Below are 24387 nucleotides of genomic sequence, written 5' to 3'. Positions count from 1 at the left end.
CTGCGCTCTTTCGTGGCCAAATAAAATGAACCAGACCAGCAACCATAAAGAACTTCTGAAAAAAGTCAGAAGAATCGAAATCAAGACGCGTCACGCGGTCAACGACGTGTTTGCCGGACGCTACCACTCCACCTTTAAAGGGCGCGGAATGGAGTTCGACGAAGTGCGCGAGTATGTGCCCGGCGACGACATCCGCTCCATCGACTGGAACGTCACCGCGCGCACCGGCGTGCCGCATATCAAAAAGTTCGTCGAAGAACGCGAAATGACCGTCATGCTCATGGTCGACATCAGCGGCTCGAACGATTTCGGCAGCACGCCGCAACTCAAGCGCGATCTCGCCGCTGAGGTCGCCGCCATGCTCGCTTTTTCGGCCACGCGCAACAATGACCGCATCGGGCTGATCCTCTTCTCCGACCAGGTTGAAAAATACATTCCGCCGCGCAAAGGCCCGCGGCACGTCCTGCGTATCATCAAGGAAGTGCTCAGCCACGAACCGCAAAGCACCGGAACCGACGCGGCCCCCGCCCTCGACTATCTCAACCACACGCAAAGCCGCAAAGCGGTCACCTTCCTGATCAGCGACTTCATCTTTCCGATCAACTGCGAGCGCCCGCTGAAAATCACCGCCCGCCGCCACGATCTGATCGCCGTCGCCATCGGCGACAACCGTGAACGGGCTCTGCCCGCTGCCGGACTGGTCGAATGGCGCGACCCGGAAACCGGAGGTCGCGTACTGGTCGACACCTCCTCGGCCGCCGTGCGCCGCGAGCTGCTCCTCGCCCAGGAAGAGCGGATCGAAAATCTTCACCGGACCCTGCGCCGCGCCGGAATCGACATCATCGAGCTCTTCGCCGGACAACCCTACGACAAACCCTTCATCAAATTCTTCCGAACCCGAAGCAGCAGACGATGAAACTTGAAATTCGACACTTGAAACTTGGAGCTCTGGGACTCGCACTGGCGCTGATCACCGGCTGCGAAAAGCCTACACTGCCGGACGGCGGGTTTGCGGCCAAAGCCGTGCTGAGCAAAGAAACCATTCATGTCGGCGATGTCATTACGCTCACGATGACCGCCCGACACGCGCCCGGCAGCACGGTACAGTTTCCAACCCTTGGAAACCGTAAAGAAATCGTCGTGCGCGGCCGCGCCACCGAAACTTCCACTCCAGCCGAAGGCGTCTTGGAAACCGAAGAAATCGTCCGGCTCACGTCCCTGCGCACCGGCAACTGGCTGATTACAACCAATGTGGCCGTCTGCACGTTTTCCGACGGAACACAGAAACTCCAGAAACTGCCGCAGCTGACTCTGAACGTTGAAAGCACTCTCAACAGCGAAAACGCCGGCAAACTGTCCGACATCAAAGGTCCGGTCAAAAACCTGAAAATGATCCTGTGGGTGATCCTGCTGATTATCGCCGCAGCACTGGTCGCCGGACTGATCACACTCTGGTTTGTCAAACGCCCCAAAGCGCTGGCCGCAGCCGCACCGGCAATTCCTCCGCACATTGTCGCGCGCGACTCGCTCGCCGCACTGAAAAACGAAGAGTGGGTTCCCGAGCCGTTCTTTGTGAAGCTCTCGCTCATCCTGCGCACCTATCTGGAAGGCCGCTTCGACCAGAATGCTCCGGAGTGCACGACTGAAGAACTCACGCAAAAGCTTCCGCATGAGCACAAAAAATTCCTCGCAACCGTCTTTGAGCAGTCCGACCTCGTTAAATTCGCCCGAGCGGATGCACAGCAGGAAGTCATGCAGACCGCCTTGGGTACTGTTGAACAATTCATTGACCAAACCACTCAAGAGGATTTGCCACAAGAGAGCACAAAGAACCCAAAGACAGGAGGTCAATGATGGAAGAAAAAATTAAAAAACTCTGCGATCTGGTTCGAGAAACATCATACGCCATCCACAAATATCACGGCACCGGCCATCTGGAAAAAGTATATGAAAATGCTCTGGTTCACCGCCTGCAAAACGCCGGGCTTACTGTCAAACAACAGCAACCGCTGACGGTTCATGACGAAGACGGAACAATAATCGGCGAGTACTTTGCGGACATCATTATTGAAGACATACTGATTATAGAACTCAAAGCCTGTAAAACACTGGCCGATGAACATGAAGCTCAAGTGATCGGCTACCTGCGATCCGCGAATATAGAACACGGACTTCTGATCAATTTCGGCTCCTATAAATTCCAGATCAAAAAATACATTCTGGACAAATTTGACCGCCGAATATCCACTGCAAAAATCTTATCCATCCTCCTTCCTTTTGTGCCCTTTGCGCTCCTTCGTGGCTAAATAAATATTCCTATGAGATTTGCCAATCCATATCTGCTCCTGCTGCTGCTGATCGTCCCGCTGCTTCTGTGGTGGCGGGGTCGCAGGCGGCGCGGTTCAATCAACTTCCCCGACAGCGCCCTGCTGCTGCAGCTGCCCGTCAGCCTGACCGTGCGGCTTCAGCCGCTGTTCCCGATCCTGTACACCGCGGGACTGGTCTGCCTGATTGTCGCACTCGCCCGCCCGCAGCGCGGTCTGCAGGAAAGCCGCGTCAACACCGAGGGCGTCGACATCGTCCTGCTGCTCGACCTGTCCACCTCCATGGACACGCCGGACTTCGCACATAACGGACAGCGCGTCACCCGCATCGATTCCGCCAAAGCTGTGATTGCAGACTTTATCCAAAAACGTCCCGATGACCGCATCGGCATGGTCGCCTTTTCCGCGCTGCCCTACTCGGTCGCGCCGCTCACGCTCGATCACAGCTGGCTGATCCAGCGCATGGATGGACTGCGCACCGGCATGCTCGAAGACGGCACGGCAATCGGTGACGCGCTGGCGTCGGCAGTCAACCGCCTGCGCGACAGCGAAGCCAAGAGCCGCATCGTCGTGCTGGTGACCGACGGCGAAAACAACCGCGGCGAGCTGACGCCCGAAAACGCGGCGCAAGCCGCCGCCGCGCTCGGCATCAAAATCTACACCATCGGCATCGGCGGCGGACTGCCGGTGCGGCAGGGATTCTTTACACAGGCGCCGCAGCAGCTCGACACCACCGTCCTCGAACAGGTGGCAGACATCAGTAAAGGCCGTTTTTTCCGCGCGATGGACCTGAACGAATTGAAAAAGGTGTACGACACCATCGACCAGCTCGAAAAAACTGAAATCGAAATGCAGCAGTTTACCCGCTATGAAGAAACCGCGCAGAGCTGGCTGATCGCCGCCGTATTATTCCTGACCTTGGAAAAACTGCTTTCGCTCACACGCTTCGGGAGGCTTCCGGAATGAGATTTGCCGCTCCAGAGTTTTTTAAATGGCTGCTGCTCGCGCTGCCGCTGATGGTTCTGCTGGTCGTTCTCCACCGGCAAAGAAAACGCAAGCTTGCTTGCCTGATTTCTTCCAATGTTTGGAAGACCGTCATTCCCGGCTTCAGTACAAAATCGGCACGGCGGCGCACGGTCCTGCGCGTACTGGCGCTGCTGTGTGTCGGGTTGGCACTCACCCGCCCTCAGTGGGGCTTTAAATGGGAAGAAGTCCGCCACCGCGGGCTCGACATTCTCGTTGTGCTCGACACCTCCAAAAGCATGCTGGCCACCGATATCCGCCCCAACCGCCTGAAACAGGCGCAGTGGGCCGTACGCGATTTCATCCGTCAGCTCAAAGGCGACCGCATCGGGCTGGTCGCATTTGCGGGCAGCAGCTTCCTGCAGTGCCCGGCAACCATCGACTATGCGGCCTTCACGATGATGCTCGACGACATTTATGCTGGAATCATCCCGCGCGGCGGAACCGCCATCGCCCAGGCGCTCGAAACGGCGGCGGACAGCTTCGAAAAAGGCAGCGAGGCCGATAAGGTCATCATTCTCATCACCGACGGCGAGGATCACGAAGGCGATCCGGAAAAGATGGCTGAAAAACTGAAGTCGGAAAAAATCCGGCTTTACTCTATCGGCGTCGGCACGCCCCAAGGGGAACTGATTCCGGCCGAGGGCGGCGGCTACATCAAGGACAGCCAGGGCCGCGTGGTGAAAAGTACGATCAACGAAACACTGCTCGAACAGCTCGCCCGCGAAACCGGCGGCTTCTACGTCCGCTCCGCGCCCGGCGACTTCGGCCTCGACCGCATCTACAAGCTCGGCATCTCCAACCTCCAGCGCGACGAGCAGGACACCCGTCTCGCAAAGGTCTACGAAGAACGATTCAGCTGGTTTGTCGCTGCCGCCCTGATTTTACTGTTCTCTGAAGCTCTCATTGCAGGAAAAGCGAAATGAAGAAGTGTATTGTTTCAGCCACAAAAGAGCACAAAGGCCGCAAAGGACAAATACTGCATTCTTTGTGTTCTCTGCGCTCTTTTGTGGCAATTCTCCTCTTGAGTTCGAGTGCCTTTGCAGAAGAAAAGTTTGCCACTCCTTTTAGTCGTTGCTTCGCATTCGCGAAGCCTCTCTCCCAAAGGTCGGGTCCAGACATTGGAACCTTTAACGCGGCCTGCGGGCTGTACAGGACGAAGGATTTCAAAGGTTCGGAAAAACTCTTCGGTGATGTGGCCGCCCAGACCGAAGACGAAAAGCTGAAAGCCAGAGCGCTCTACAACCAGGGTACCGCCCTGCTCGCCGGAACGGCGGACGGAAGCATCACCAACCGGCTGGAGGCGGTCGCCGAAGCCATTACACTGCTTGAAGATTCACTGGAACTGAAGCCCGATGATCTCGATGCCAAACAGAATCTGGAACGGGCGCTCAACTGGATGGTCAGCGGCCGCATGACACAGGCCGAAAAGCTGATCAATGAAGCCGACGGACTGCTCCAGCAGGATCAGGCAAAGGCCGCCAAGGAAAACTATGAAACGGCCAAGGAAACACTGGCGCCGGTTGAGGATGATTTTGATCCGAACAACCGGCAGGTTCAGCCGCTGAAAGACCGCGCCGATGGGCAGCTTCAAATGCTCGAACGCACGGTTGAACAGACAAAAGAAGAACTGAAGGATGTCCAGCACGCCATCGATATGTATGAATATCAGGCCGCCGCCGATGTGATGCTGGCCGACTCCAGGGAACGCCGCTGGGCGTTTGACATTGACCAGAAGCTGGGTCAGGAATTCCAGCAGATGATCCAGAACAACCAGAATGTGATTAACATTGTTTATCCGCAAGCCGGGAATTATGAACGATGAAAGATGAACTATGAAAAAGGTAGCGTTCAATAGACGAAAAGGTCTGGTCTTCCTCAAAAGGAATACCATTTTCATCTTTCACCTTTCATCTTTCATACTTCTGTCTTCTGCGCCAGCAGAAGCACAGACAGCCACAGAGCTGTTCAATCCGGCGGCACGCGAATATATCTATGGCAATAACAGCGTTGCCAGCAATCTGGTTACTCAGGCTCTGGGACAATACCCGACCGATGAAAAACTGCTGAAACTCAAAGAGCTGATCGAACAGCAGCAGGAACAGCAAGACCAACAGAACCAGCAAAATCAGGATCAACAGGATCAGCAAGACCAGAATCAGGATCAGCAGAACCCGAACCAAGACCAGCAGAACCCGAACCAAGACCAGCAGAATCAGGATCAACAGCAGCAACAAGACCAGGAGCAACAGGAGCAGGAACAACAACAGGCGGACGAACAGGAACCGCAGGAAGCTCAGCCGCCCGAAGCCCAGCCGCATCAGGCGGGAGAAATGAGTCCGGAAGAAGCGCAGCAACTGCTTGACGCAATGAAACTGAACGAAAAAGATCAGCGCACTGATTTACGGCCCTATCTCGGCGCCCCGGTGAAAGTAGACAAAGACTGGTGATGGAGAGCAATTTGAAACTGAAAACCCGAAACTGGAACCTTGGCATATTCGTTGTGCTGTCAGCCCTTCAGGCATGGGCCGCGGATGTGACACTGTCTGTGAATCCGCCGATTATTTCTCTGGGCGAGACCGCGCAGGTGAAAGTGGAGGTCCGCAATGCAAAACGGCCCGGAGCGCCGAGCTTTCCCCAGGTAGACGGCCTTCGGTTCTCCGGCACCGGACAATCCAGCAATACCAGCATTATCAATGGCAAGGTCGATAAATCCGTTTCATACACGACAACCGTCTACCCCCAGAAAACCGGAGAGTTTCAGATTGGGCCTTTCAGCTACAAGGTGGACGGCGAAGTGAAACAGCTGGCCGGACAGCTTAAAGTGGTTGCCACATCCGGAGACACCTCAACGGCACAAAGCTGGAATGACGTTGTTTTTGCAAAACTAACCGCCGACCGCGAAAAAGTATATGTGCAGGAACCCTTTGAACTGACGCTGTCAATTTATTCCCGCACAGACGTCCAGCTGGCAGGGAACATCAACCTTCAGGGACTTCCGGAAACAGGGCTTTCCGACGTGGCATGGGAAGAAATCCCAGATCGCCGCCGGGAACAGATCGACGGAGTCCTTTATGATGTGCGCCACTTCAAAACCCCGATGCGCGCCATGGGTTCCGGTGAATTCAGGTTTGCTCCAGTCGTTACCGTACAGGTAGCTGCTCCGCAGCAGCGGCGCAGCCGCGATCCGTTCGGGTTCGGGTTGTTTGATCGAGTCCAAACGATTCCGGTTGAACTGCCGGTCGAAGAGGTCGCCGTCAACGTTCTGCCGCTCCCGGGCACCGGAAGACCGGACGGTTTCAGCGGTGCGGTTGGTCGCTTCAATTTTCACGTTGAGGCCGATCCGATCGAAGTTGCCCCCGGAGATCCGGTGACCCTGAAAATGACCATCGTGGGCGAAGGAAACTATGATCGCATCCAGCCGCCTGCCCTGCCGGTCAATGCCCCGTTCCGCCTGTTCGGCGACGCCATCCGCGAACAGGGAAAAAACGGTGTTCGCTTTGAACAGGTTATTTCGCCGCGCGACGCCGATGTCACTGAAATTCCGTCCATTGATTTTTCTTTTTTCGACAGCGGCAACGAAACATACCGCACCATCAGCAGCCCGCCGATTCCGATCACGGTGCTTGCATCGTCCAACAATACGGCCCAGCTGTTTGTTGCTAAAGACAGCGTTGTCGCCGCACCGGCCGACACACCGTTTGCCACCGAAAGCGACCTCCAGCGCATCACAAAATGGGTTCGGAAACAATGGGAACTGATTCGCCCATGGCTATGGACCCTGCCGGCCGCACTGGGGATCGGAGGGATCCTCTTCATCATCCAGAAAGTCTACCACTGGCGCCGCAAAGATACCGCATGGGTTCGCCGGCAGCAGGCCCCGAAAGCTGCCCGAAAAGCATTCAGGAACGCAACGGAAGCGATTCATAAGAATGATACCGCAGCGTTTTATGAAGCTCTGGCAGATGCATTTACTTCGTATTTCGGCAACCGGCTGAACCTGCCACCGGGCGATGTGACCCCGACCGTCGTTCTTCAGGCACTCACACAGGCCAACGTTGAAACAGAACAGGCCAAATCGCTGTTTCATCAGGTGGAAGCCGCCCGGTACGGATTATCTGTTTCCGAGCACTCCGCAGATGAAATGAAAAATTTAAAAGGCGACCTCGAGCGGTTACTGAAAGCGGTTGAAAAAACAAAGCTTTAATTCCCGATCGACAACAAGGTTTTTCTTGTGTCTGAAGCGCAAATGGATACACTGTTCGCTTTGATGGTCGAGATGAAAAAAATTAATCATAATGCCTGGTTGTGGTGGATTGCGATCGCCAGCCTTTCGGTTGGAATATCTATCTTTATCCTGCTTCGTCCGGCAGACTACGATGTTGAAGTGCAGCAATACCGTTCCATGGCACTGATCGCGTCTCTCTTGATTACAGGCCTCTGCATCATTATCGGCACCCGCGGGCGCTGGTTTGGCAAAGGGCTCTGAGAGATCCCGCGACAAGAGAGCGGCACCGAAACTGCAAACCGGAGGCTTAGCCACAATAAGCCTGACATCGCCTGCCAGATCCTGTTGAATGATCTTTTTAGCGAATCAACTCAACAGGATTAGTCATGCTGAACATTGCAGTTTTCGGTTCCGGCTCCGGATCCAACTATCAGGCTATTGCCGAGGCCATTGAAAAAGGTCAACTCAACGCACAAATCGCCTGCGTTTTTGCAGACAACCAAGACGCATTCATTCTGGAGCGCGCAAGGAAATTCGGACACCCGGCAATCTATCTGGACTGCGCGCCATTCAAATCCAAACTCGATGGAGAAGCGGAACAGCGAGCCATTGGCATGATTAAAGAGCACGGCGGCGACTTTATCGCTCTGGCCGGCTTCATGCGCATTGTCAAACCGGGACTGCTGCGCGCTTTCGCCGGGCGCATCGTCAACATTCACCCCTCTTTGCTCCCGAACTTCCCTGGACTGCACGCCGGAAAACAGGCGCTGGAAGCCGGTGCAACAGAAACCGGGTGCACTGTCCATTTCGTCGACGAAGGCATCGATACCGGGCCGGTTATTATTCAAAAGCGGGTCGAGATATTACCGAACGACACCGAAGAAACGCTCATGAACCGCATCCATGAGCAGGAACACATTGCCTATCCGGAAGCCCTCCGCCGCATTGCCAACGGAGATCTTTAAGTTTCCAAGGTTTCGAAGAGAGCCGAGCCTTCACCCACTTGTCTCTCCAGAGAAGTGGAGATCTATTGCATAGACGCGGACCGTTTCTCCCAATACGTGAAAAATACCAAAACGTATCAAACGGGCTTTGCCCGGAAACTCCGGGCCGATTCAGCACATGGGTGTAAATCATTGTAGTCGATACATCTGCATGGCCAGCAGCTCCTGCACCGCATGAATCGCTGCGTACAGGAGCTATCCTTCCGAGTTCGATGCCGAACACCTCGCGATAGAGGAATGACGTTCACCCCGAAAACTGGACCAGTTGATACTTTAGGATTCGGCTTCGTTTAACCTCATGATAAGGAGGACGAATGAAGCGGAAGAGATACACAGAGGAACAGATCGTATATGCCCTGAAGCAGGCGGAGAACGGCGAGAAGATAGCCGAACTATGCCGGTCGATGGGAGTCAGTGAGGCCACGTTTTACAACTGGCGCAAGAAGTACAAGGGGCTTGGAGTAAGCGAGGTGCGGGAGTTACGCATGTTACGTGATGAAAACCGCAAGTTGAAGCAGCTCGTAGCCGACCTGAGTCTGGACAAGCACATCTTGCAGGAGGTCATTGCAAAAAAGCTCTGAAGCCTGCACGGAAGCGCGAACTGGCCGAGGGGGCATGTGATGCATACGGACTCTCGGGCCGCCGGGCGTGCGGGCTTTTTGAGTTAAGCCGGACCACCTTTTTCTACAAAGCGAAGCCTCGGGACGATGAGGCGCTTCGTCTGCGGATTAAGGAACTGGCCGCTAAACGTGTCCGGTTCGGTTACCGGCGCATTCATGTTCTGTTGCGCCGGGAAGGATGGGAGATTAATCACAAAAGAGTCTATCGGGTCTACATGGAGGAAAACCTTGCCGTTCGCACGAAACCCCGTAAAAAGTTGGCGAACCGGCCTCGTGTTCCTCTTGAGCAGGCTGCCGGGCCCAACGAGCAATGGAGTATGGACTTTGTGATGGATCGCACCGAGGACGGGCGTCACTTCAGGATACTGACGGTAGTCGATAACTTTAGTCGGGAATGCCTGGCGCTATATGCTGACCGATCCATCACCGGTGAAAAGGTCGCGTCTTGTCTGAACGGAGTGGCTAATCAACGCGGTTATCCCAAAAGCATTCGTGTGGACAACGGAAGCGAGTTTTACTCCAGGTCGATGGATGCCTGGACATATCATCATGAGGTCGCCATGGAGTTTATCCGACCGGGTAAGCCGACCGAAAATGGATACATCGAAAGCTTCAACGGAAAGTTGAGGGATGAATGTTTGAATGTGGAGCTTTTCTTCGGAGTGGACGATGCCCGTGATAAACTCGCAGCATGGAAAAAAGATTACAATGAGCAGCGACCGCATAAGTCGCTTGATAACAAGACTCCGACGGAATATATAGGTGCGTGGATGGAGGCGTCCGCGCTTCCCTCCCTCCTCCGGAGGAGGGAGGGAACCCAGAGAACACAGCAACTATTAGAAGCCGTATTTTAGAGGCTCAGTGGTCCAATCGACGGGGGCAGGTCACATACCCGTGCTGGACTCTCATTAGAACCTGTCCAGTCCATGGGGGCAGGTCAGTGTGATGGAAAAAATAGAATAAACAGCAGAACCACTTCTAAAAAGGGAGTAACCCTAGACTTAATGCCGAGCGTCTCCCGCTCACCGTCTGTCGGCATTGACTATGACCCACAGACCCAAACGATACTCCGAAACCTTGTCCGGTTAAACTGTTACAGACCTCATACCATCACTTCTGAGTAAAGCACAAGAACACACCCTCTATCGGAAAAGAACATGAAGAAATTATTTGAGATTTGGAAAACAGGCTGGTGCATAATCGGGAGACTATACTTATTCATCTTCTTTTCCATGCTGATAACAATCCCATTTCGATTCCTTCCTAAAAAAACGTATTCACTGTTAGATGATGAAGGATTCCATTTGAAGGGGTTGATAATACTGACAGTTTCACTAATCATCGCTCCATTTTTTTCCTGGTTTGCATCGAGACTTTCCAAAGAATTCGTCATCCCCAGAAAAGTTCAAAGTCAATGGCTGAAAGATTTTGAAAAAGATAACTAAACGGAACCACAGCTTCCGCTCTATCACCGCCTCCGCCGGCTCAAAGACGCGTGATGGTAACGAAGCCTTCGGCCTCATTAACGCGGCAGTTTAATCTTCCGGCGCAGGTAGGTCGGCACGTCGAGGTCTTCGCCATTCCAGATGGTTCGCTCGGCACCGCCGAATGCTCTGGAGCGCGGGCGAAGTACGCTGCTCAGTTCCGCCTGACCGCTGATCATGTTCTGATTATCATCCACCAGCGGATCTTTCCACTCCTCAGCGGCGAGAACCAGCACCGAAATCCGATTGGAAAAAGCTGTGTCGGTGGCAATTCCCATGCGCACCCAGCTCTCGTCATTGTCCGGCCGCACGCTTTCGAGGATTTTCCGAACCTCGGAAAGCCGCAGGTCATCGCCGCCGGTAATCCCGACAATCAGCCCGGGCGCATCCTTAAACACCGATCCGTTTTCGGCCAGCGGATGATCGAACAGCGCCTGAATGACATCATCCGCCCGGTTTTCTCCGGTTGCTGAAGCACAGGAAAAACGGCAGGTTGCATCACAATTACGAAGCATGGTGTGCAGCGTAGCAAAATCCAGATTACAGACACCACCGGTCTGCGTCAGAAGACGCCACAGACCGACCACACCGGCGGCAAAAGTCCGATCGGCGTTCTCCATGCTTTCCTGAAGCAGTGCGTCACCTTCCGGCTGAAGACGGCTGTTGGACATCTGAATAATTGCATCCGCATACGCGCGCAGGCGACGAAGTCCATTGTGGGCTTTTCCGCGGATCACACCGCCTTCAAATTTAAAAGGGAACACCGTAAAAAAGATTGTATGCGCACCGACGTTCCGCGCAATCCGGGCAATTACGGACGATGCTCCGCCACCGAAGCCGCCGCCAAGTCCCACGATCACCAGCAACAGGTCGACCCCACTGATCATCGCCTCAAACGGTTTCACCGTTTTTTCCGCACAACGCCGCCCCGTATCCATATCCCCGCCGGAACTCAATCCGTCGGTCACGCTTTTTCCGGCATTGAGGCGGTTTTCAATGAGCGAGCATTTTTTCAGGGTTTGGGAATCGCAATCCATGACCGCGAATTCCATTCCTTTCGGCGCGCGCGGAGCAATCCGCGACACAATCGAGCATCCGGCACCACCCAATCCCAGAACCAAAATCCGTTTTGCACCATCAACCACGGGAACCTCCCCACAATTTGGAGAACCAGCCGCGCAGCGGCGTGGTATCTTCCGGCTCCTTCACCATTTGATCCGCGGCATAACGAACCGCTCCAAGCGCTGACGCAAAGCGGGCCCCCTCTTTTTTAGTGGAGATGCCGACACAGTCAGCCATCTTGCCAATCTGAGCGGGCGCATTGAAAACCTGTTGAGCCAAATCCACGGCGCCCTCCAGCGCGGAACCGCCGCCTGTTAAAAGAACACCGGCGCTGAGCACGCCGCTCAGTCCGGCAGCCTCAATCTGGTCCGCAATCAGCCGGAATGTTTCTTCCATACGGGCATTAATAATTGTGTGCAGCGTCACAGAGCGAACCACCCGTCCGCTGAATCCGCCTTCAGCCGGAACCGAAAAGCTCTGCTCGCCATCCATGGCATTGATAATCGCGCTGCCGGAGGCTTTTTTAAGTGCTTCGGCCTGTCGGCGGTTAATATTGAGTCCAGTGCAAATATCTTCAGTCACATGACTTCCGCCGACCGCAATGGATCCGGCCAGCCTCACGGTTCCGGCGTTGTACACCGCAAAGTCGGTGGTGCCGCCGCCCAGGTCAATCACAACGGCTCCGGCCCGTTTCTGCTCCGGCGTCAACACAGCCAGCGCCGAGCAGAACCCGGAAAATGCGGCATCTTCACAGTGAACCGGAACGGCCTGCAGAATTTTCTTGAGGTTTTCAACAGTCGAGCGACGCCCATGAATCAGCAGCATGCCCACCTTCATATCGTGGGCCAAAAGTCCTGCCGGATTGCTGATTCCGCCCCGTCCGTCGACCTCAAAGGTTTGCTGCAGCGTGTGCAGCCGAATCCGGTCGTCGGGAATCGGTACCTTGCGGGCCACTTCCAGCACGTGCTCAATATCCTCTTGGGTCACTTCCCCCCCGGGTTCTTCATATTCATTCAGAACCGGAATGCCCGCCTGGTGAAGCAGGCTGGCAGCCTGCCCGCCGGATGCGGTTAAATAGAGACTTTCCCCGATGGTGCGACGCGCACTGCCCTCTGCCGTTTCCATGGCGCGGCGCACGGAACCAAGCGCCAGTTCAAAATCGATAATTTCGCCTTTATGAACACCGCGCGATTCGCTTTCGCCAACGCCGGAAACCATCAGGCCTCCGTCTTCACGGACTTCAGCCATCAATACTTTGACGGTTGTCGTTCCTATTTCCAGAGCAGTAATCAGGGGTGCAGCCATGCAGAGAAGATCCTTATCATCAGGTGGTGGGAACGTTCAGGCCGTCCGGGGTCAGATCGATCGTTTTGAGACGTCGGCCCTGCTCCAGAGCGAGTTCCATTACACGGGCAAGACGAATCATTTTTTCGCGGGCCGAATGGCGCGGGAAACGGACCGAGATACCATCGGCAAGCGTGGCCGTGATGTAATCCGGATAACGCAGGTCAAACCGCTCGAACCTGATTCGGGTTGAAAGCCGCATTTCAGTGCAGGTTGACAGCAGTTTCAGAGCGAACAGCACCCCTTCATTGGTGATCCGCTCGCCGGGCCGAAGGTTTTCGACTTTCAGCCCCTCAATCATTGGTAAAGCCCGCCCCGTGCGCGTCGCCGGCATCACCACGCCATGCCTGTCCACAAGAAAAGGTACCGCCCGCCACTTCCAATGCACCTGAGCCAGAGCCACCCGCTCACTGACACGCACCAGCAATGTATCCGGCAACCGGCGCTGAATATGAACCGACTCCACCAGAGGAACCGACGTCAGGTCCTCCCGCAAGTCGTCAAACTTCACATCAAACAGATTGATCCCCGGTGTTAAATTCGCATATTCCTTCAGCTGGGAAGACGAAAGCCGCCCGTCCGAAGTAACCACAATATTTTTCAGCTCAAACGCATCATTGCGGGAAAAGAAAAACGACAGAGAATACGCCAGCAGCTGATACACTGCAAACAACAGAACAGCACTCAGGGCTAAACCGATAAAAACAAGCACGCCGCGACGCGCCGAGGCGTCCTTCTTCGTCGATTTCGTTCTCGCATACTGCTTGCGTTTTCTGGGTTTTGCAGCCGCCATTGTTCTTTGATTTTCCTCCGTTGATGCTATCGGCTTTTATAAACAAGCTGTCTGCATGATGCGACTGCAAAGAGCAGGAAACTCGATTCCGGCCGCTTGGGCCGCCTTGGGAAGCAGACTGTGCGAGGTAAAACCGGGAATTGTATTGAGTTCGAGCACAAACAGCTCCCCTTCCGGCGTCATCCGAAAATCGACCCGCCCAAACCCGCGCGCGCCGAGAGCGTCAAAGGTTTTCAGGGCAATCGCCTGCATTTCTGCTGTTTTTTCGGAACCCAGCTCGGCGGGAACCACATAACGCGTCGTGTCTTCTTTGTATTTGGCGGCGTAATCATACCAACCTTTTTCAGGGACAATCTCAACCACCGGCAGCACCTCGCGGTCCACAATACCGACCGTGAACTCGCGGCCCGGAATAAACTGCTGAACGAGCACCTCTTCATCGTGCGTCAGCGCCTCAGAAACCGCGTCATTCCACTCCTTCTCTTCAAACACCAGATGACAGCCGACACTCGACCCCTCGCGCGGCGGCTTAACCGCTACCGGAAGCGGCAGCGTACGCGCCTGACCGGCCCGCAGCACTTCGCTTCCGGGAACCGGAACTTCGAGCTGTTTCAAAACCTGTTCGGTCAAAAGCTTATCGAAAGCAATCCGACTGGCCTCCACACCGGCACCGACATAGGAAATCCCGAGCTCTTCCAGCCGGGCCTGTGCCCCGCCGTCCTCACCGAACGTGCCGTGCAATGCAATAAAAACCGCTTCCACCCCATCCGGCACCGAAAAATCCCGATTCTGAACATCGACCTCGGTCACGTCATAACCGGCCCCTCGCAACCCGGCCGCAATCGCCGCCCCGGACTCCAGCGACACCTCGCGCTCTGCCGAAATTCCGCCTTTCAGAACCGCTACCTTATTCAATCGTTCGTTCTCAACTTTCATAAGCCCAACAGACTAAACCAACCGTGAAACGCCGTCATGAAAATTCGTTCGGCAGCTCCGAAAAACAGAAAATGTGACTATTCCGATTTCTTTTGTTGCAATATACCCCCCAAGGGTATACAAGGAGGTCATGAAAACAACAGAAACACCAACGACACATGAAGAAACGCTGCATCGGCTGTCGCGGATTGCCGGACAGGTTCAGGGCGTTAAGCGAATGGTGGAAGAGCAGAAATACTGCATCGACATTATCCGCCAGATTCAGGCCGCCCGCTCCGCCCTCCGGTCCGTCGAACTGCAGATTCTTCAGAAACACATGAACCACTGCGTCAGCGAAGCCTTTGCGTCCGGCTCCAAGGAAGAGGCCGATGAAAAAATGGCCGAGCTGCTGCGCGTCATGAAAAAACAATATTAACCGAAGGAGAAACCCATGAAGAAAAGCATACTCACCGTATTACTGATCACCGCTGCTTCCGCAGTGTTTGCAGAACCACAAACCACCTGCCCGGTCATGGGAGGCAAAATCAACAAAGAACTGTATACGGATACAAACGGGTACCGCATCTACGTCTGCTGCAAAGGATGTATTAAAGCCGTGAAAGCCAACCCGGAAAAGTATATAGAAAAAATGCAAGCCGATGGTATTGAGCTCGAAAAAACTCCGGCAAAATGAAAAAGGCATTCATAACCATCATTCTGCTCTCCGCCGCTGTTCAGGCCAATGAACTCGGCAGCTACCTGACAGAGGCCGCACAGAATAATCCGGGCCTCGAAGCCGCTTTCAATCAATGGAAAGCGGCTTTGGAAAAAGTGCCGCAGGTTCAAGCCCTGCCCGACCCGCGTTTCAGCTACAGTTATTTCATCGAGCAGGTTGAAACGCGCGTCGGTCCACAGGAACAGCGCTTCGGCATTGCACAGGTTTTTCCAATGTTTGGAAAACTGAAGCTGCGCGGCGGAATGGCCATGGAAGCCGCCGAGGCGGAACACCAGCGCTACGAACAGCAAAAGCTCAATCTGTTCTATCGCGTTAAATCCGCCTATCATGAATACAGCTATCTGCACCGCGCCATCGAAATCACCCAACAGCACCTGATTCTTCTTCAGAACATGGAGGAAGTAGCCCGCACGCGTTTCCAGACCGGCGAGCTGCCGCAAAGCGCGTTAATCCAGCTTCAGGTTGAACTGGGAAAAACCGAAGACAAACTCAAAACACTCAACGATCTTCGGAAACCGCTTTCCGCAGGACTGTCCGCGGCATTAAACCGCCCGGACCCGTCACTCCTGCCCCGTCCCGAACCGATCCAGCAAACCTCTGTTTCCTTTACCGACGATGAAGCCGCTCAATGGCTGAAGGAATCCAGCCCGACACTGGAACGGGTCGATGCAGTGATCCGCAAGGAAGAGAAAAACGCCGCGCTCGCCCGCAAAGCCCGTTACCCCGATATCATGCTTGGACTGGACTACATTCAAACCGGCGAAGCCCGCATGTCCAGTGTTTCAGACAGCGGTAAAGATCCGCTGATGGCAAGCGTCTCCATAAACGTGCCGATCTGGTTCGGAAAACTGAAAGCCGGCGAACAGGAAGCATATCACCGGAAAATCGCCGCCGAAAACCTGCGCACCGATCAGGAAAACCAGCTCACCGCCGACCTTCAGATGACGTTGTACAAATTCCGCGACGCCGAACGCAAAGTGGATCTTTATCAGCAGACACTTCTGCCTAAAGCCGAACAGGCCATGGAATCGGCACGCGAAAGTTTTGAAGCCGGAAGCCTTGGTTATATTTCCCTGCTCGAAGCCGAGCGAACCCTGCTCGAGTTCCAGCTCGCCGCGGAACGATCTCTGGCCGATCGCGAAATCCGCCTGGCCGAAATTGAAATGCTGACCAATCACGATTTTTAACAAAGGAGCTATCATGAAACCCGATTTTTCCAAATATTGGAAATTACTGGCCGGCGGAGCGGTCATCTTAATCTTCGCCTTTTCGCTTGGCCGCTGCACCGCCGCGCCCGAACACGATGAGGCCGCACACACAGAGGAAGCCGCACCGGAGGTCTGGACCTGCTCCATGCACCCGCAGATTAAACTCCCCAAGCCGGGACTCTGCCCGATCTGCGCCATGGACCTGATTCCTCTTGGCAGCGGCGGCGAAGAAGGCCCGCGCGAACTGACTGTCAGCGAAACCGCTAAAAAGCTGATGCAGATTGAAACCGTACCGGTCGAACGCAGGTTTGCTGCCGCAGACGTCCGGATGGTTGGAAAAGCGGACTACGATGAAACCCGCACCACGTTCATCACCTCCCGCATGCCGGGACGACTCGACCGTCTATTCGTCGATTATACGGGCATCCCGGTTAAAAAGGGTGATCACCTCGCGTCCATCTACAGCCCGGAACTGCTCAGCGCGCAGGAAGAACTTCTGCAGGCCATCCGATCGGTTGATTCCCTGAAACAGAGCGGAAGCGACATCGTGCGCAGCGTCTCACAATCCACCGTCGAAGCCGTCCGCGAAAAGCTGCGACTGTGGGGCCTGCCGAAAGAACAGATTCAGGAAATCGAAAAACGCGGCAGCACGGTCGATCACCTGACCATCTATTCGCCCGTCAGCGGCATTGTCATTCACAAAAACGCGCTGGAAGGCAGCTATGTGAAAACCGGTGACACACTCTATACCGTCGCCGATCTTTCCCGCATCTGGATTCAGCTCGAAGCCTACGAATCGGATCTGCCGTGGCTGCGCTACGGACAGAAAGTCACCTTCACCGCCGAAGCCCTTCCCGGCGAAACCTTCGAAGGAACCATTGCCTTCATCGATCCCGTTCTCAACGCATCATCGCGCACAATTAATGTGCGGGTAAACGTTGATAATCCGCAACAGAAACTCAAGCCCGGCATGTTTGTCCGCGCAAACGCTCATCCATTGATCGCCGAAGACGGCACCGTCGCCGCGCCGTCGTTGGCCGGCAAATGGATCAGCCCGATGCACCCGGAAATCATCAAAGACGAACCGGGCTCCTGCGATGTCTGCGGCATGCCGCTTGTCCCGGCCGAAGAGCTGGGCTATGTAACTGAAGATGCAACCGCCCCGCTGGTCATTCCGGCAACCGCGCCGCTGATCACCGGAACCCGTGCAGTGGTTTACATTGAAGTCCCCGGCAAGGAAGCACCGACCTACGAAGGCCGCGAAATCACCCTCGGCCCCAAAGCCGGCGACGTGTTCATCGTCCGCGCAGGACTGACCGAAGGCGAGCGCGTCGTCACGCAGGGCGCGTTCAAGCTGGACGCCGAACTCCAGATTCACGCCAAGCCGTCGATGATGAGTATCACGCATAAAGAAATGACCACGGAGCCGCATCCTCAGACGCTCTGTCCGGTCATGGGAGGTAAAATCAATCAGGATTTCTACGCCGACTACAACGGTATGCGCATCTATTTCTGCTGTCCCGGCTGCGAAACCGAGTTTCTCGCAGACCCCGAAAAACACATTGAGAAAATGAAAGCCGCAGGCGAAGAACCTGAAATGCTGGAACATCATCATGAGCACTGAAATGAAACAGACCCAAGAACAGCGATCTCTCGTCGGGCGCTTCATGCGCTTCTGCCTGACCAACCGTCTGGTTGTGACACTGAGCACACTGGCCGTCATTTTCACCGGGATTCTGGTTGCACCGTTCGACTGGCAGCTCGCCGGTATTGAACGCTACCCCATTCCGGTCGACGCCATTCCGGACATTGGAGAAAACCAGCAGATTGTCTTCACCCAGTGGATGGGCCGCTCGCCGCAGGACGTCGAAGACCAGATCAGCTATCCGCTCACCGTCTCGCTGCTCGGCATTCCGGACGTGAAAACCGTCCGCAGCTATTCCATGTTCGGCTTCTCCACCATCTACATCATCTTCAAGGAAGACGCCGACTTCTACTGGGCGCGCACCCGCGTGCTCGAAAAACTAAACAGTCTGCCTGAAGGCACCCTGCCCGACGGCGTACAGCCCGCGCTCGGCCCCGACTCCACCGCACTCGGCCAGATCTTCTGGTACACGCTCGAAGGCCGCGACGAAAACGGCAACCCGACCGGCGGGTGGAGCCAGGAGGAGCTGCGGACACTTCAGGACTGGCATGTACGCTACAGCCTGCTTTCGGCCGAAGGCGTTTCCGAGGTGGGCTCTGCCGGCGGCTACGTGAAAGAATATCAGGTCGACGTCGATCCCGACGCCATGCGCGCCTACGGCGTCACGCTCGACGACGTCGCCCGCGCCGTCCAGGCAGCCAATGTTGATGTCGGCGCAAAAACGATCGAAATGAACCGTGTTGAATATTTCATTCGCGGCATCGGCTTCATCAAAGAGATCGAAGACATTGAAAACAGCGTCGTGAAAGTCCGCGACAATCATGTGCCGGTGCTCGTCAAACAGGTCGCGCACGTCACCGCCGGACCCGCCGCGCGGCGCGGCGCGCTCGACAAAGGCGGCGCGCCGGTCGTCGGCGGAGTCGTCGTCGCCCGCTACGGCGACAACCCGCTCGCCGTCATCAACCGCGTCAAAGAAAAGATCAAAGAAATCGCTCCGTCGCTTCCCCGCAAAACACTTGCCGACGGCACGGTCAGCCAGGTTGAAATCGTTCCGTTCTACGACCGCTCCGGCCTCATCTACGAAACTCTCGGAACGCTCAACGACGCCATCGGTCAGCAAATCCTGATCACCATCATCGTCGTGCTCGTCATGGTCATGCACCTGCGCAGCAGCATCCTCATCAGCGGCATGCTGCCGCTAGCCGTCCTGCTCTGCTTCATCGCCATGAAATTCTTCGGAGTGCAGGCCAACATCGTTGCGTTATCCGGCATTGTCATCGCCATCGGAACCATCGTCGATATGGGCATCGTCATCTGCGAAAACATTCTGCGCCATATTGATCAGGCACCGGCCGAAGAACCGCGCCTCGAAACCGTTCACCGCGCCGTCAGCGAAGTCGGCGGTGCCGTGCTGACCGCCGTGCTGACCACCGTCATCAGTTTCCTGCCCGTCTTCATCATGATCGGTGCGGAAGGCAAACTCTTTAAGCCGCTCGCGTTCACAAAAACCTTCGCCCTGCTCTCGTCTATTTTCATCGCGCTGTCCATTCTGCCGCCCGCGGCCTACCTGCTCCTTCAACGAAAAAAGAGAAAAAGAAAATGGGAACTGCCTTCTGCGTTCTCCCGGCTCGGTCCCAATGCGCCCACCTGGCTGGCGGTTCTGCTGGTTGGAATCTTCCTGACCAATGCATGGGAACCGCTCGGCCCGGAAAAAGGATTTATCCTGAACGCTTTGTTTGTCGCCCTGCTGGCCGGCGGACTGCTGGGATTCTTCCACCTGTTCCGCAGCTTCTACACCCGCATGCTGCACTGGTGCCTGCGCCACAAACTGCTGTTCCTGTCCATCCCGGTTGCTCTGGTTGTTTTCGGGTTCAGCGCATGGAAGCAGCTTGGCAAGGAATTCATGCCGCCGCTCGACGAAGGCTCCTTCCTGTGGATGCCGACCACGATGACGCACGCCTCCATCGGAGAAGCCATCGACATCCTCTCCGTGCAGGACCGACTGATCCAGTCCGTTCCGGAAGTCGACACCGTCGTCGGCAAACTCGGACGCGCCGACACACCGCTCGACCCCGCACCGATCTCCATGTTCGAAACCGTCATCAATTACAAGCGGGAGTACAAAACCGACGAGGACGGACGACGCATCAACTTCCGCTATAAACGTGGTGAATTTGTACGCGACGAAAACGGCGAACTGATTCCCGACTCCAGTGGACGCCCGTTCCGCCAGTGGCGCGATCACATTCATTCTCCGGACGACATCTGGAATGAAATCGTGAAAGCTGCCGAGCTGCCCGGCGTCACCTCTGCGCCCAAACTCCAGCCGATCGCCGCCCGCATCGTCATGCTCCAGAGCGGCATGCGCGCACCGATGGGTGTAAAAATCAAAGGTCCCGACCTGGAAACCATCGAAGAAGTCGGCCTGCAGATTGAAAAACTCCTGAAAGAGGTTCCGTCGGTTGAACCTGCAGCCGTGATTGCCGACCGGATTGTCGGCAAGCCCTATCTGGAAATTGTTCCCGACCGTCAGGCGCTGGCGCGCTACGGCGTTCCGATCCGCAAATTCCAGGACGTCATCGAAATCGCCATCGGCGGCAAACAGATCACAAAAACCGTCGAAGGCCGCGAACGTTTTCCGGTGCGCGTCCGCTATCCGCGCGAACTGCGCGACAGTTTCCAAACCCTGGAAAAAATTCTCGTTCCGACCATGACCGGCCAGCAGATCCCGATCACCGAACTGGCGAAGATTGAATACGTGCGCGGCCCGCAGGTCATCAAAAGCGAAGATACCTTCCTCACCGGGTACGTCGTCTTCGACAAAAAGTCCGGCCGAGCCGAAGTCGATACCGTCGAAGACTGCAAAGCCTACCTGCAAAGCAAAATCGACAGCGGAGAATTCAACCTGCCCAAAGGCGTCAGCTACACCTTTGCCGGAAGTTATGAAAACCAGGTCCGCGCCGCCAAAACGCTCTCGGTCGTCCTGCCGCTGGCGCTCTTCGCCATTTTCATGATCATCTACTTCCAGTTTAAATCCATCTCCACCACGCTGATTGTCTTCTCCGGCATTTTCGTCGCGTGGAGCGGCGGCTTCATTCTGGTCTGGCTCTATGGGCAGCCATGGTTCATGGACTTCAGCCTCTTCGGCGTCCCGATGCGCACGCTGTTCCAGATACACCCCGTCAATATGAGCGTCGCCGTCTGGGTCGGATTCCTCGCACTGTTCGGTATTGCAACCGATGACGGTGTCATTCAGTCCACCTATCTCACTCAGGTTTTCCGTGAAGAGAAACCTTCGACAAAAGAGGAGATCCGCCATGCCACTGTGGAAGCCGCCCAGCGCCGCGTGCGCCCCTGCCTGATGACATCAGCCACCACCATTCTTGCGCTGCTGCCCGTACTCACATCAACCGGGCGCGGAAGCGACGTCATGGTTCCGATGGCCATTCCGAGCTTCGGCGGCATGCTGGTCGTCCTCATCAGCATCTTTATCGTTCCCATACTCTACTGCTCCGTCCAGGAACACCGGCTGAAACAAAATCAGAAAGGCACCCGATGAAAAAACCAACGCCTCCATGCACCGGGCCTTGCCGGACAGCAGCATTCATGAGCTGTGCGCGGGACATCACTGTTATCCACGGCAATTTCATCGGCGAACAGACCGCCAATAGCCGAACGATCGAAGACGAAAAAGACACTCTATAAGAGAGGAATTTTGATATGCCTATTGATCCGATATGTGGAATGCAGGTTGATGAATCAACGGAATACAAAACCGAAGCTGGCGGGGAAACCGTTTATTTCTGCTCCGACCACTGCAAACAGAAATTTCTAAACGGCGAGACCGGCGCAGAAAAAAAAGAGGCTCCACCGGGGACGACCTACACCTGCCCGATGCATTTGGAAATCGAACAGGACCACCCCGGCGACTGCCCCAAGTGCGGCATGGCGCTGGAACCGAAAGATACTTCCGCCGAAGAAGACGATTCTGAACTGCACGACATGAGCCGACGCTTCCGGATCGGGCTCGCGTTCACTCTACCGCTCTTCATCATCTCAATGGGCGGCATGATTCCCGGCGATCCGATTGGAAAACTGATTTCTGCCGACCTTTCAAAATGGATCGAATTCGCACTGGCCACACCCGTCGTGCTATGGGCGGGATTTCCTTTTTTTAAACGCGGCTGGAAGTCGTTCAAGGGCTGGAACCTGAACATGTTCACGCTCATCGGCGTCGGCACCGGCACGGCCTATCTCTACAGCGCCGTGGCGACCATCGCGCCGAATATTTTCCCGGACTCATTCCGCGTACACGGCAAAGTTTCGCTCTACTTTGAATCAGCTGCAGTGATCATTCTGCTCGTCCTGCTCGGGCAGGTACTGGAGCTGCGCGCCCGCAAGCGCACCGGCGCAGCCATCCGCGAGCTGATGGGTCTCGCGCCGAAACAGGCGCGCATCGTCCGCGACGGCGAAGAAACAGATATTCCGCTCGACGAGGTCAAAGAAGGCGACATTCTGCGCGTTCGCCCCGGCGAAAAAATCCCCGTCGACGGCGTTATCACCGAAGGCAAGAGCCGCATTGACGAATCGATGCTGACCGGCGAACCGACGCCGGTCGAAAAAGGAAAGGATGACTCCGTCACCGGCGCAACCGTTAACCAGACCGGTTCGTTCCTGATGCGGGCAACCAGGGTCGGACGCGATACCGTACTTTCCCAGATCGTTAAAATGGTCGCCAAAGCCCAGCGAAGCCGCGCGCCGATCCAGCATCTCGCCGATATCTTTGCCGCCCGCTTTGTACCTGCGGTCATCGGCATATCGATTGTCTCCTTCATCATCTGGGCATGGGTCGGCCCGGAACCTCGGCTGGCCCACGCGCTCGTCAATGCGGTTGCGGTGCTGATCATCGCCTGCCCCTGCGCGCTTGGACTCGCCACGCCGATGTCAATTATGGTCGGTGTCGGCCGCGGTGCCAAAAGCGGCGTCATCATCAAAAACGCCGAAGTGCTCGAAGTGATGGAAAAAATCGACACGATCGTAGTCGACAAGACCGGCACGCTGACCGAAGGCCGCCCGGCGCTGACCGACTGCATTGTCAGCAAAGGATTCGATAAAGGCAAACTGCTGCGTCTCGTTGCGTCCGTTGAGCAGAACAGCGAACACCCTCTCGCCGCCGCTCTGACGGATGCGGCAAAGGAACAGGGCCTGGCTTTAAACAGCGCAGATGATTTTGATTCCGTGACCGGTGCCGGCGTATCCGCAACCGTTGACGGACAAACCATACTGGCAGGACGGCCTGAATTCCTGAATGACCGGAATGTAACCGGCCTGGATGAGCTCGAAGACAAAGCCGGGGATCTTGAGAACCATGGGAAAACGGTTATTTTCGCAGCAGTAGACGGAAAAGCCGCCGGTCTGATGGCCGTCGCCGACCCGATCAAAACGAGTACGCCTGACGCCATTCGTTCCCTGCACGAACTAGGACTGGAAATCCACATGGTTACGGGCGACAACGAGCAGACGGCCCGCAGCGTCGCTGGAGAACTCGGTATTGATGAGGTGCGCGCCGGCGTAAAACCGGAAGATAAGCACGACTACGTCAAACAACTGCGGGATAACGGACGGAAGGTCGCCATGGCGGGCGACGGCATCAATGATGCACCCGCCCTCGCCGCGGCCAACGTCGGTATTGCCATGGGAACCGGCACGGACGTCGCCATCGAAAGCGCCGGCGTCACACTGGTCAAAGGCAACCTGCAAGGCATTGTCAAATCGGTCAAACTGAGCCGGGCCGTCATGCGCAACATCCGGCAGAATCTCTTCTTTGCCTTTATCTACAACAGCCTGGGCATTCCGGTTGCTGCCGGACTGCTCTATCCGTTTTTCGGCATCCTGCTCAGCCCGATGATCGCCGCCGCCGCTATGAGCTGCAGCTCGGTATCTGTAATCACGAATGCTCTACGCCTGCGTACAGTCGCGTTGAGCAGCAAAGAATGAAAAC

General features: G+C 55.7%; 21 protein-coding genes and 1 pseudogene. 17 read left to right on the top strand and 5 right to left on the bottom strand.

Annotated elements, in window-relative coordinates; genetic code table 11:
- The first annotated feature begins 25 nt into the window (after nucleotides 1-25).
- The 10 genes from GT409_RS11825 to purN all read left to right on the top strand — a co-directional run bounded on the left by GT409_RS11825 (nucleotide 26) and on the right by purN (nucleotide 8540).
- Nucleotides 26-916, top strand: a complete 891-nt coding sequence (locus GT409_RS11825; protein WP_160629282.1) for a DUF58 domain-containing protein — start codon at nucleotides 26-28, stop codon at nucleotides 914-916.
- Nucleotides 913-1854 (top strand): hypothetical protein, encoded by a 942-nt coding sequence (locus GT409_RS11820; protein ID WP_160629281.1) that lies wholly within the window; start codon nucleotides 913-915, stop codon nucleotides 1852-1854. The genes GT409_RS11825 and GT409_RS11820 overlap by 4 nt, the downstream gene beginning before the upstream one ends.
- Complete coding sequence (locus tag GT409_RS11815) at nucleotides 1851-2306, top strand: GxxExxY protein (RefSeq protein WP_233231550.1); 456 nt, start codon at nucleotides 1851-1853, stop codon at nucleotides 2304-2306. The genes GT409_RS11820 and GT409_RS11815 overlap by 4 nt, the downstream gene beginning before the upstream one ends.
- Nucleotides 2307-2318: 12 nt before the next feature.
- Nucleotides 2319-3290 (top strand): VWA domain-containing protein, encoded by a 972-nt coding sequence (locus GT409_RS11810; RefSeq protein ID WP_160629280.1) that lies wholly within the window; start codon nucleotides 2319-2321, stop codon nucleotides 3288-3290.
- Nucleotides 3287-4273 (top strand): VWA domain-containing protein, encoded by a 987-nt coding sequence (locus tag GT409_RS11805; RefSeq protein WP_160629279.1) that lies wholly within the window; start codon nucleotides 3287-3289, stop codon nucleotides 4271-4273. Before GT409_RS11810 ends, GT409_RS11805 begins: the two co-directional genes overlap by 4 nt.
- A complete protein-coding gene (locus GT409_RS11800) occupies nucleotides 4270-5172 on the top strand; it encodes a hypothetical protein (RefSeq protein WP_160629278.1) in 903 nt (300 codons plus the stop codon). The genes GT409_RS11805 and GT409_RS11800 overlap by 4 nt, the downstream gene beginning before the upstream one ends.
- 10 nt (nucleotides 5173-5182) lie before the next feature.
- Nucleotides 5183-5797, top strand: coding sequence for a hypothetical protein (locus tag GT409_RS11795; RefSeq protein ID WP_160629277.1), 615 nt, complete (start codon nucleotides 5183-5185; stop codon nucleotides 5795-5797).
- Between the two features lie 11 nt (nucleotides 5798-5808).
- The gene (locus tag GT409_RS11790; RefSeq protein ID WP_160629276.1) at nucleotides 5809-7554 is read left to right on the top strand and encodes a BatD family protein; all 1746 of its coding nucleotides are present in this window, start codon (nucleotides 5809-5811) and stop codon (nucleotides 7552-7554) included.
- 42 nt (nucleotides 7555-7596) lie between these two features.
- Complete coding sequence (locus GT409_RS11785; RefSeq protein WP_160629275.1) at nucleotides 7597-7836, top strand: hypothetical protein; 240 nt, start codon at nucleotides 7597-7599, stop codon at nucleotides 7834-7836.
- A gap of 125 nt (nucleotides 7837-7961) precedes the next feature.
- On the top strand, nucleotides 7962-8540 hold the full coding sequence (purN, locus tag GT409_RS11780) for a phosphoribosylglycinamide formyltransferase (RefSeq protein WP_160629274.1): 579 nt from the start codon (nucleotides 7962-7964) through the stop codon (nucleotides 8538-8540).
- Nucleotides 8541-8655: 115 nt separating this feature from the next.
- On the opposite strand, the pseudogene GT409_RS16160 reads toward purN, so the two are convergent.
- Nucleotides 8656-8736 (bottom strand): annotated as a pseudogene (locus GT409_RS16160) (integron integrase); the annotation flags it as partial.
- Between the two features lie 157 nt (nucleotides 8737-8893).
- Between GT409_RS16160 and GT409_RS11775 the strand changes: the two are divergent.
- A protein-coding gene (locus tag GT409_RS11775) for an IS3 family transposase (RefSeq protein WP_408647943.1) occupies nucleotides 8894-10053 on the top strand; the annotation gives its coding sequence in 2 pieces (ribosomal slippage) (nucleotides 8894-9149 and nucleotides 9149-10053; 1161 coding nt in all).
- Nucleotides 10054-10721: 668 nt separating this feature from the next.
- Here the strand turns inward: GT409_RS11775 and GT409_RS11770 are convergent.
- The 4 genes from GT409_RS11770 to GT409_RS11755 are packed head-to-tail and all read right to left on the bottom strand — an operon-like array spanning nucleotide 10722 to nucleotide 14818.
- A complete protein-coding gene (locus tag GT409_RS11770; RefSeq protein WP_160629273.1) occupies nucleotides 10722-11828 on the bottom strand; it encodes an FtsZ/tubulin family protein in 1107 nt (368 codons plus the stop codon).
- Nucleotides 11821-13050 carry a cell division protein FtsA gene (ftsA, locus tag GT409_RS11765; RefSeq protein ID WP_160629272.1) on the bottom strand — a complete coding sequence of 410 codons (1230 nt, stop codon included), beginning with the start codon at nucleotides 13048-13050 and terminating at the stop codon, nucleotides 11821-11823. The genes GT409_RS11770 and ftsA overlap by 8 nt, the downstream gene beginning before the upstream one ends.
- 19 nt (nucleotides 13051-13069) lie before the next feature.
- On the bottom strand, nucleotides 13070-13882 hold the full coding sequence (locus GT409_RS11760; RefSeq protein WP_160629271.1) for a cell division protein FtsQ/DivIB: 813 nt from the start codon (nucleotides 13880-13882) through the stop codon (nucleotides 13070-13072).
- A 36-nt stretch (nucleotides 13883-13918) separates the two neighbouring features.
- Nucleotides 13919-14818: a D-alanine--D-alanine ligase gene (locus GT409_RS11755; RefSeq protein ID WP_160629270.1), complete on the bottom strand. Its 900-nt coding sequence runs from the start codon at nucleotides 14816-14818 to the stop codon at nucleotides 13919-13921.
- Between the two features lie 130 nt (nucleotides 14819-14948).
- On the opposite strand from GT409_RS11755, the gene GT409_RS11750 reads away from it, so the two are divergent.
- From GT409_RS11750 to GT409_RS11725, 6 genes are all read left to right on the top strand, one after another.
- Nucleotides 14949-15233, top strand: coding sequence for a metal-sensitive transcriptional regulator (locus GT409_RS11750; protein ID WP_160629269.1), 285 nt, complete (start codon nucleotides 14949-14951; stop codon nucleotides 15231-15233).
- Between the two features lie 15 nt (nucleotides 15234-15248).
- A complete protein-coding gene (locus GT409_RS11745) occupies nucleotides 15249-15491 on the top strand; it encodes a hypothetical protein (protein WP_160629268.1) in 243 nt (80 codons plus the stop codon).
- A complete protein-coding gene (locus tag GT409_RS11740; protein WP_160629267.1) occupies nucleotides 15488-16720 on the top strand; it encodes a TolC family protein in 1233 nt (410 codons plus the stop codon). The genes GT409_RS11745 and GT409_RS11740 overlap by 4 nt, the downstream gene beginning before the upstream one ends.
- Before the next feature lie 13 nt (nucleotides 16721-16733).
- A complete protein-coding gene (locus tag GT409_RS11735) occupies nucleotides 16734-18365 on the top strand; it encodes an efflux RND transporter periplasmic adaptor subunit (protein WP_160629266.1) in 1632 nt (543 codons plus the stop codon).
- A 1-nt stretch (nucleotide 18366) separates the two neighbouring features.
- Complete coding sequence (locus GT409_RS11730; RefSeq protein WP_233231548.1) at nucleotides 18367-21945, top strand: efflux RND transporter permease subunit; 3579 nt, start codon at nucleotides 18367-18369, stop codon at nucleotides 21943-21945.
- 161 nt (nucleotides 21946-22106) lie between these two features.
- Complete coding sequence (locus GT409_RS11725) at nucleotides 22107-24383, top strand: heavy metal translocating P-type ATPase (protein WP_160629264.1); 2277 nt, start codon at nucleotides 22107-22109, stop codon at nucleotides 24381-24383.
- Nucleotides 24384-24387: the final 4 nt, after the last annotated feature.

The organism is Tichowtungia aerotolerans (assembly GCF_009905215.1).
Classification (GTDB): Bacteria; Verrucomicrobiota; Kiritimatiellia; order Kiritimatiellales; family Tichowtungiaceae; genus Tichowtungia; species Tichowtungia aerotolerans.
Note: the sequence above shows the minus strand (reverse complement) of the source record. Positions and strands in the feature narration are given on the sequence as shown.

What these genes read in the sequence shown, in the direction of transcription:
- GT409_RS11825 (WP_160629282.1), top strand. Translation starts at nt 26, where the DNA reads ATGAACCAGACCAGCAACCATAAAGAACTTCTGAAAAAAGTCAGAAGA.
- GT409_RS11820 (WP_160629281.1), top strand. Translation starts at nt 913, where the DNA reads ATGAAACTTGAAATTCGACACTTGAAACTTGGAGCTCTGGGACTCGCA.
- GT409_RS11815 (WP_233231550.1), top strand. Translation starts at nt 1,851, where the DNA reads ATGATGGAAGAAAAAATTAAAAAACTCTGCGATCTGGTTCGAGAAACA.
- GT409_RS11810 (WP_160629280.1), top strand. Translation starts at nt 2,319, where the DNA reads ATGAGATTTGCCAATCCATATCTGCTCCTGCTGCTGCTGATCGTCCCG.
- GT409_RS11805 (WP_160629279.1), top strand. Translation starts at nt 3,287, where the DNA reads ATGAGATTTGCCGCTCCAGAGTTTTTTAAATGGCTGCTGCTCGCGCTG.
- GT409_RS11800 (WP_160629278.1), top strand. Translation starts at nt 4,270, where the DNA reads ATGAAGAAGTGTATTGTTTCAGCCACAAAAGAGCACAAAGGCCGCAAA.
- GT409_RS11795 (WP_160629277.1), top strand. Translation starts at nt 5,183, where the DNA reads ATGAAAAAGGTAGCGTTCAATAGACGAAAAGGTCTGGTCTTCCTCAAA.
- GT409_RS11785 (WP_160629275.1), top strand. Translation starts at nt 7,597, where the DNA reads ATGGATACACTGTTCGCTTTGATGGTCGAGATGAAAAAAATTAATCAT.
- purN (WP_160629274.1), top strand. Translation starts at nt 7,962, where the DNA reads ATGCTGAACATTGCAGTTTTCGGTTCCGGCTCCGGATCCAACTATCAG.
- ftsA (WP_160629272.1), bottom strand. Translation starts at nt 13,050, where the DNA reads ATGGCTGCACCCCTGATTACTGCTCTGGAAATAGGAACGACAACCGTC.
- GT409_RS11760 (WP_160629271.1), bottom strand. Translation starts at nt 13,882, where the DNA reads ATGGCGGCTGCAAAACCCAGAAAACGCAAGCAGTATGCGAGAACGAAA.
- GT409_RS11755 (WP_160629270.1), bottom strand. Translation starts at nt 14,818, where the DNA reads ATGAAAGTTGAGAACGAACGATTGAATAAGGTAGCGGTTCTGAAAGGC.
- GT409_RS11750 (WP_160629269.1), top strand. Translation starts at nt 14,949, where the DNA reads ATGAAAACAACAGAAACACCAACGACACATGAAGAAACGCTGCATCGG.
- GT409_RS11745 (WP_160629268.1), top strand. Translation starts at nt 15,249, where the DNA reads ATGAAGAAAAGCATACTCACCGTATTACTGATCACCGCTGCTTCCGCA.
- GT409_RS11740 (WP_160629267.1), top strand. Translation starts at nt 15,488, where the DNA reads ATGAAAAAGGCATTCATAACCATCATTCTGCTCTCCGCCGCTGTTCAG.
- GT409_RS11735 (WP_160629266.1), top strand. Translation starts at nt 16,734, where the DNA reads ATGAAACCCGATTTTTCCAAATATTGGAAATTACTGGCCGGCGGAGCG.
- GT409_RS11730 (WP_233231548.1), top strand. Translation starts at nt 18,367, where the DNA reads ATGAAACAGACCCAAGAACAGCGATCTCTCGTCGGGCGCTTCATGCGC.
- GT409_RS11725 (WP_160629264.1), top strand. Translation starts at nt 22,107, where the DNA reads ATGCCTATTGATCCGATATGTGGAATGCAGGTTGATGAATCAACGGAA.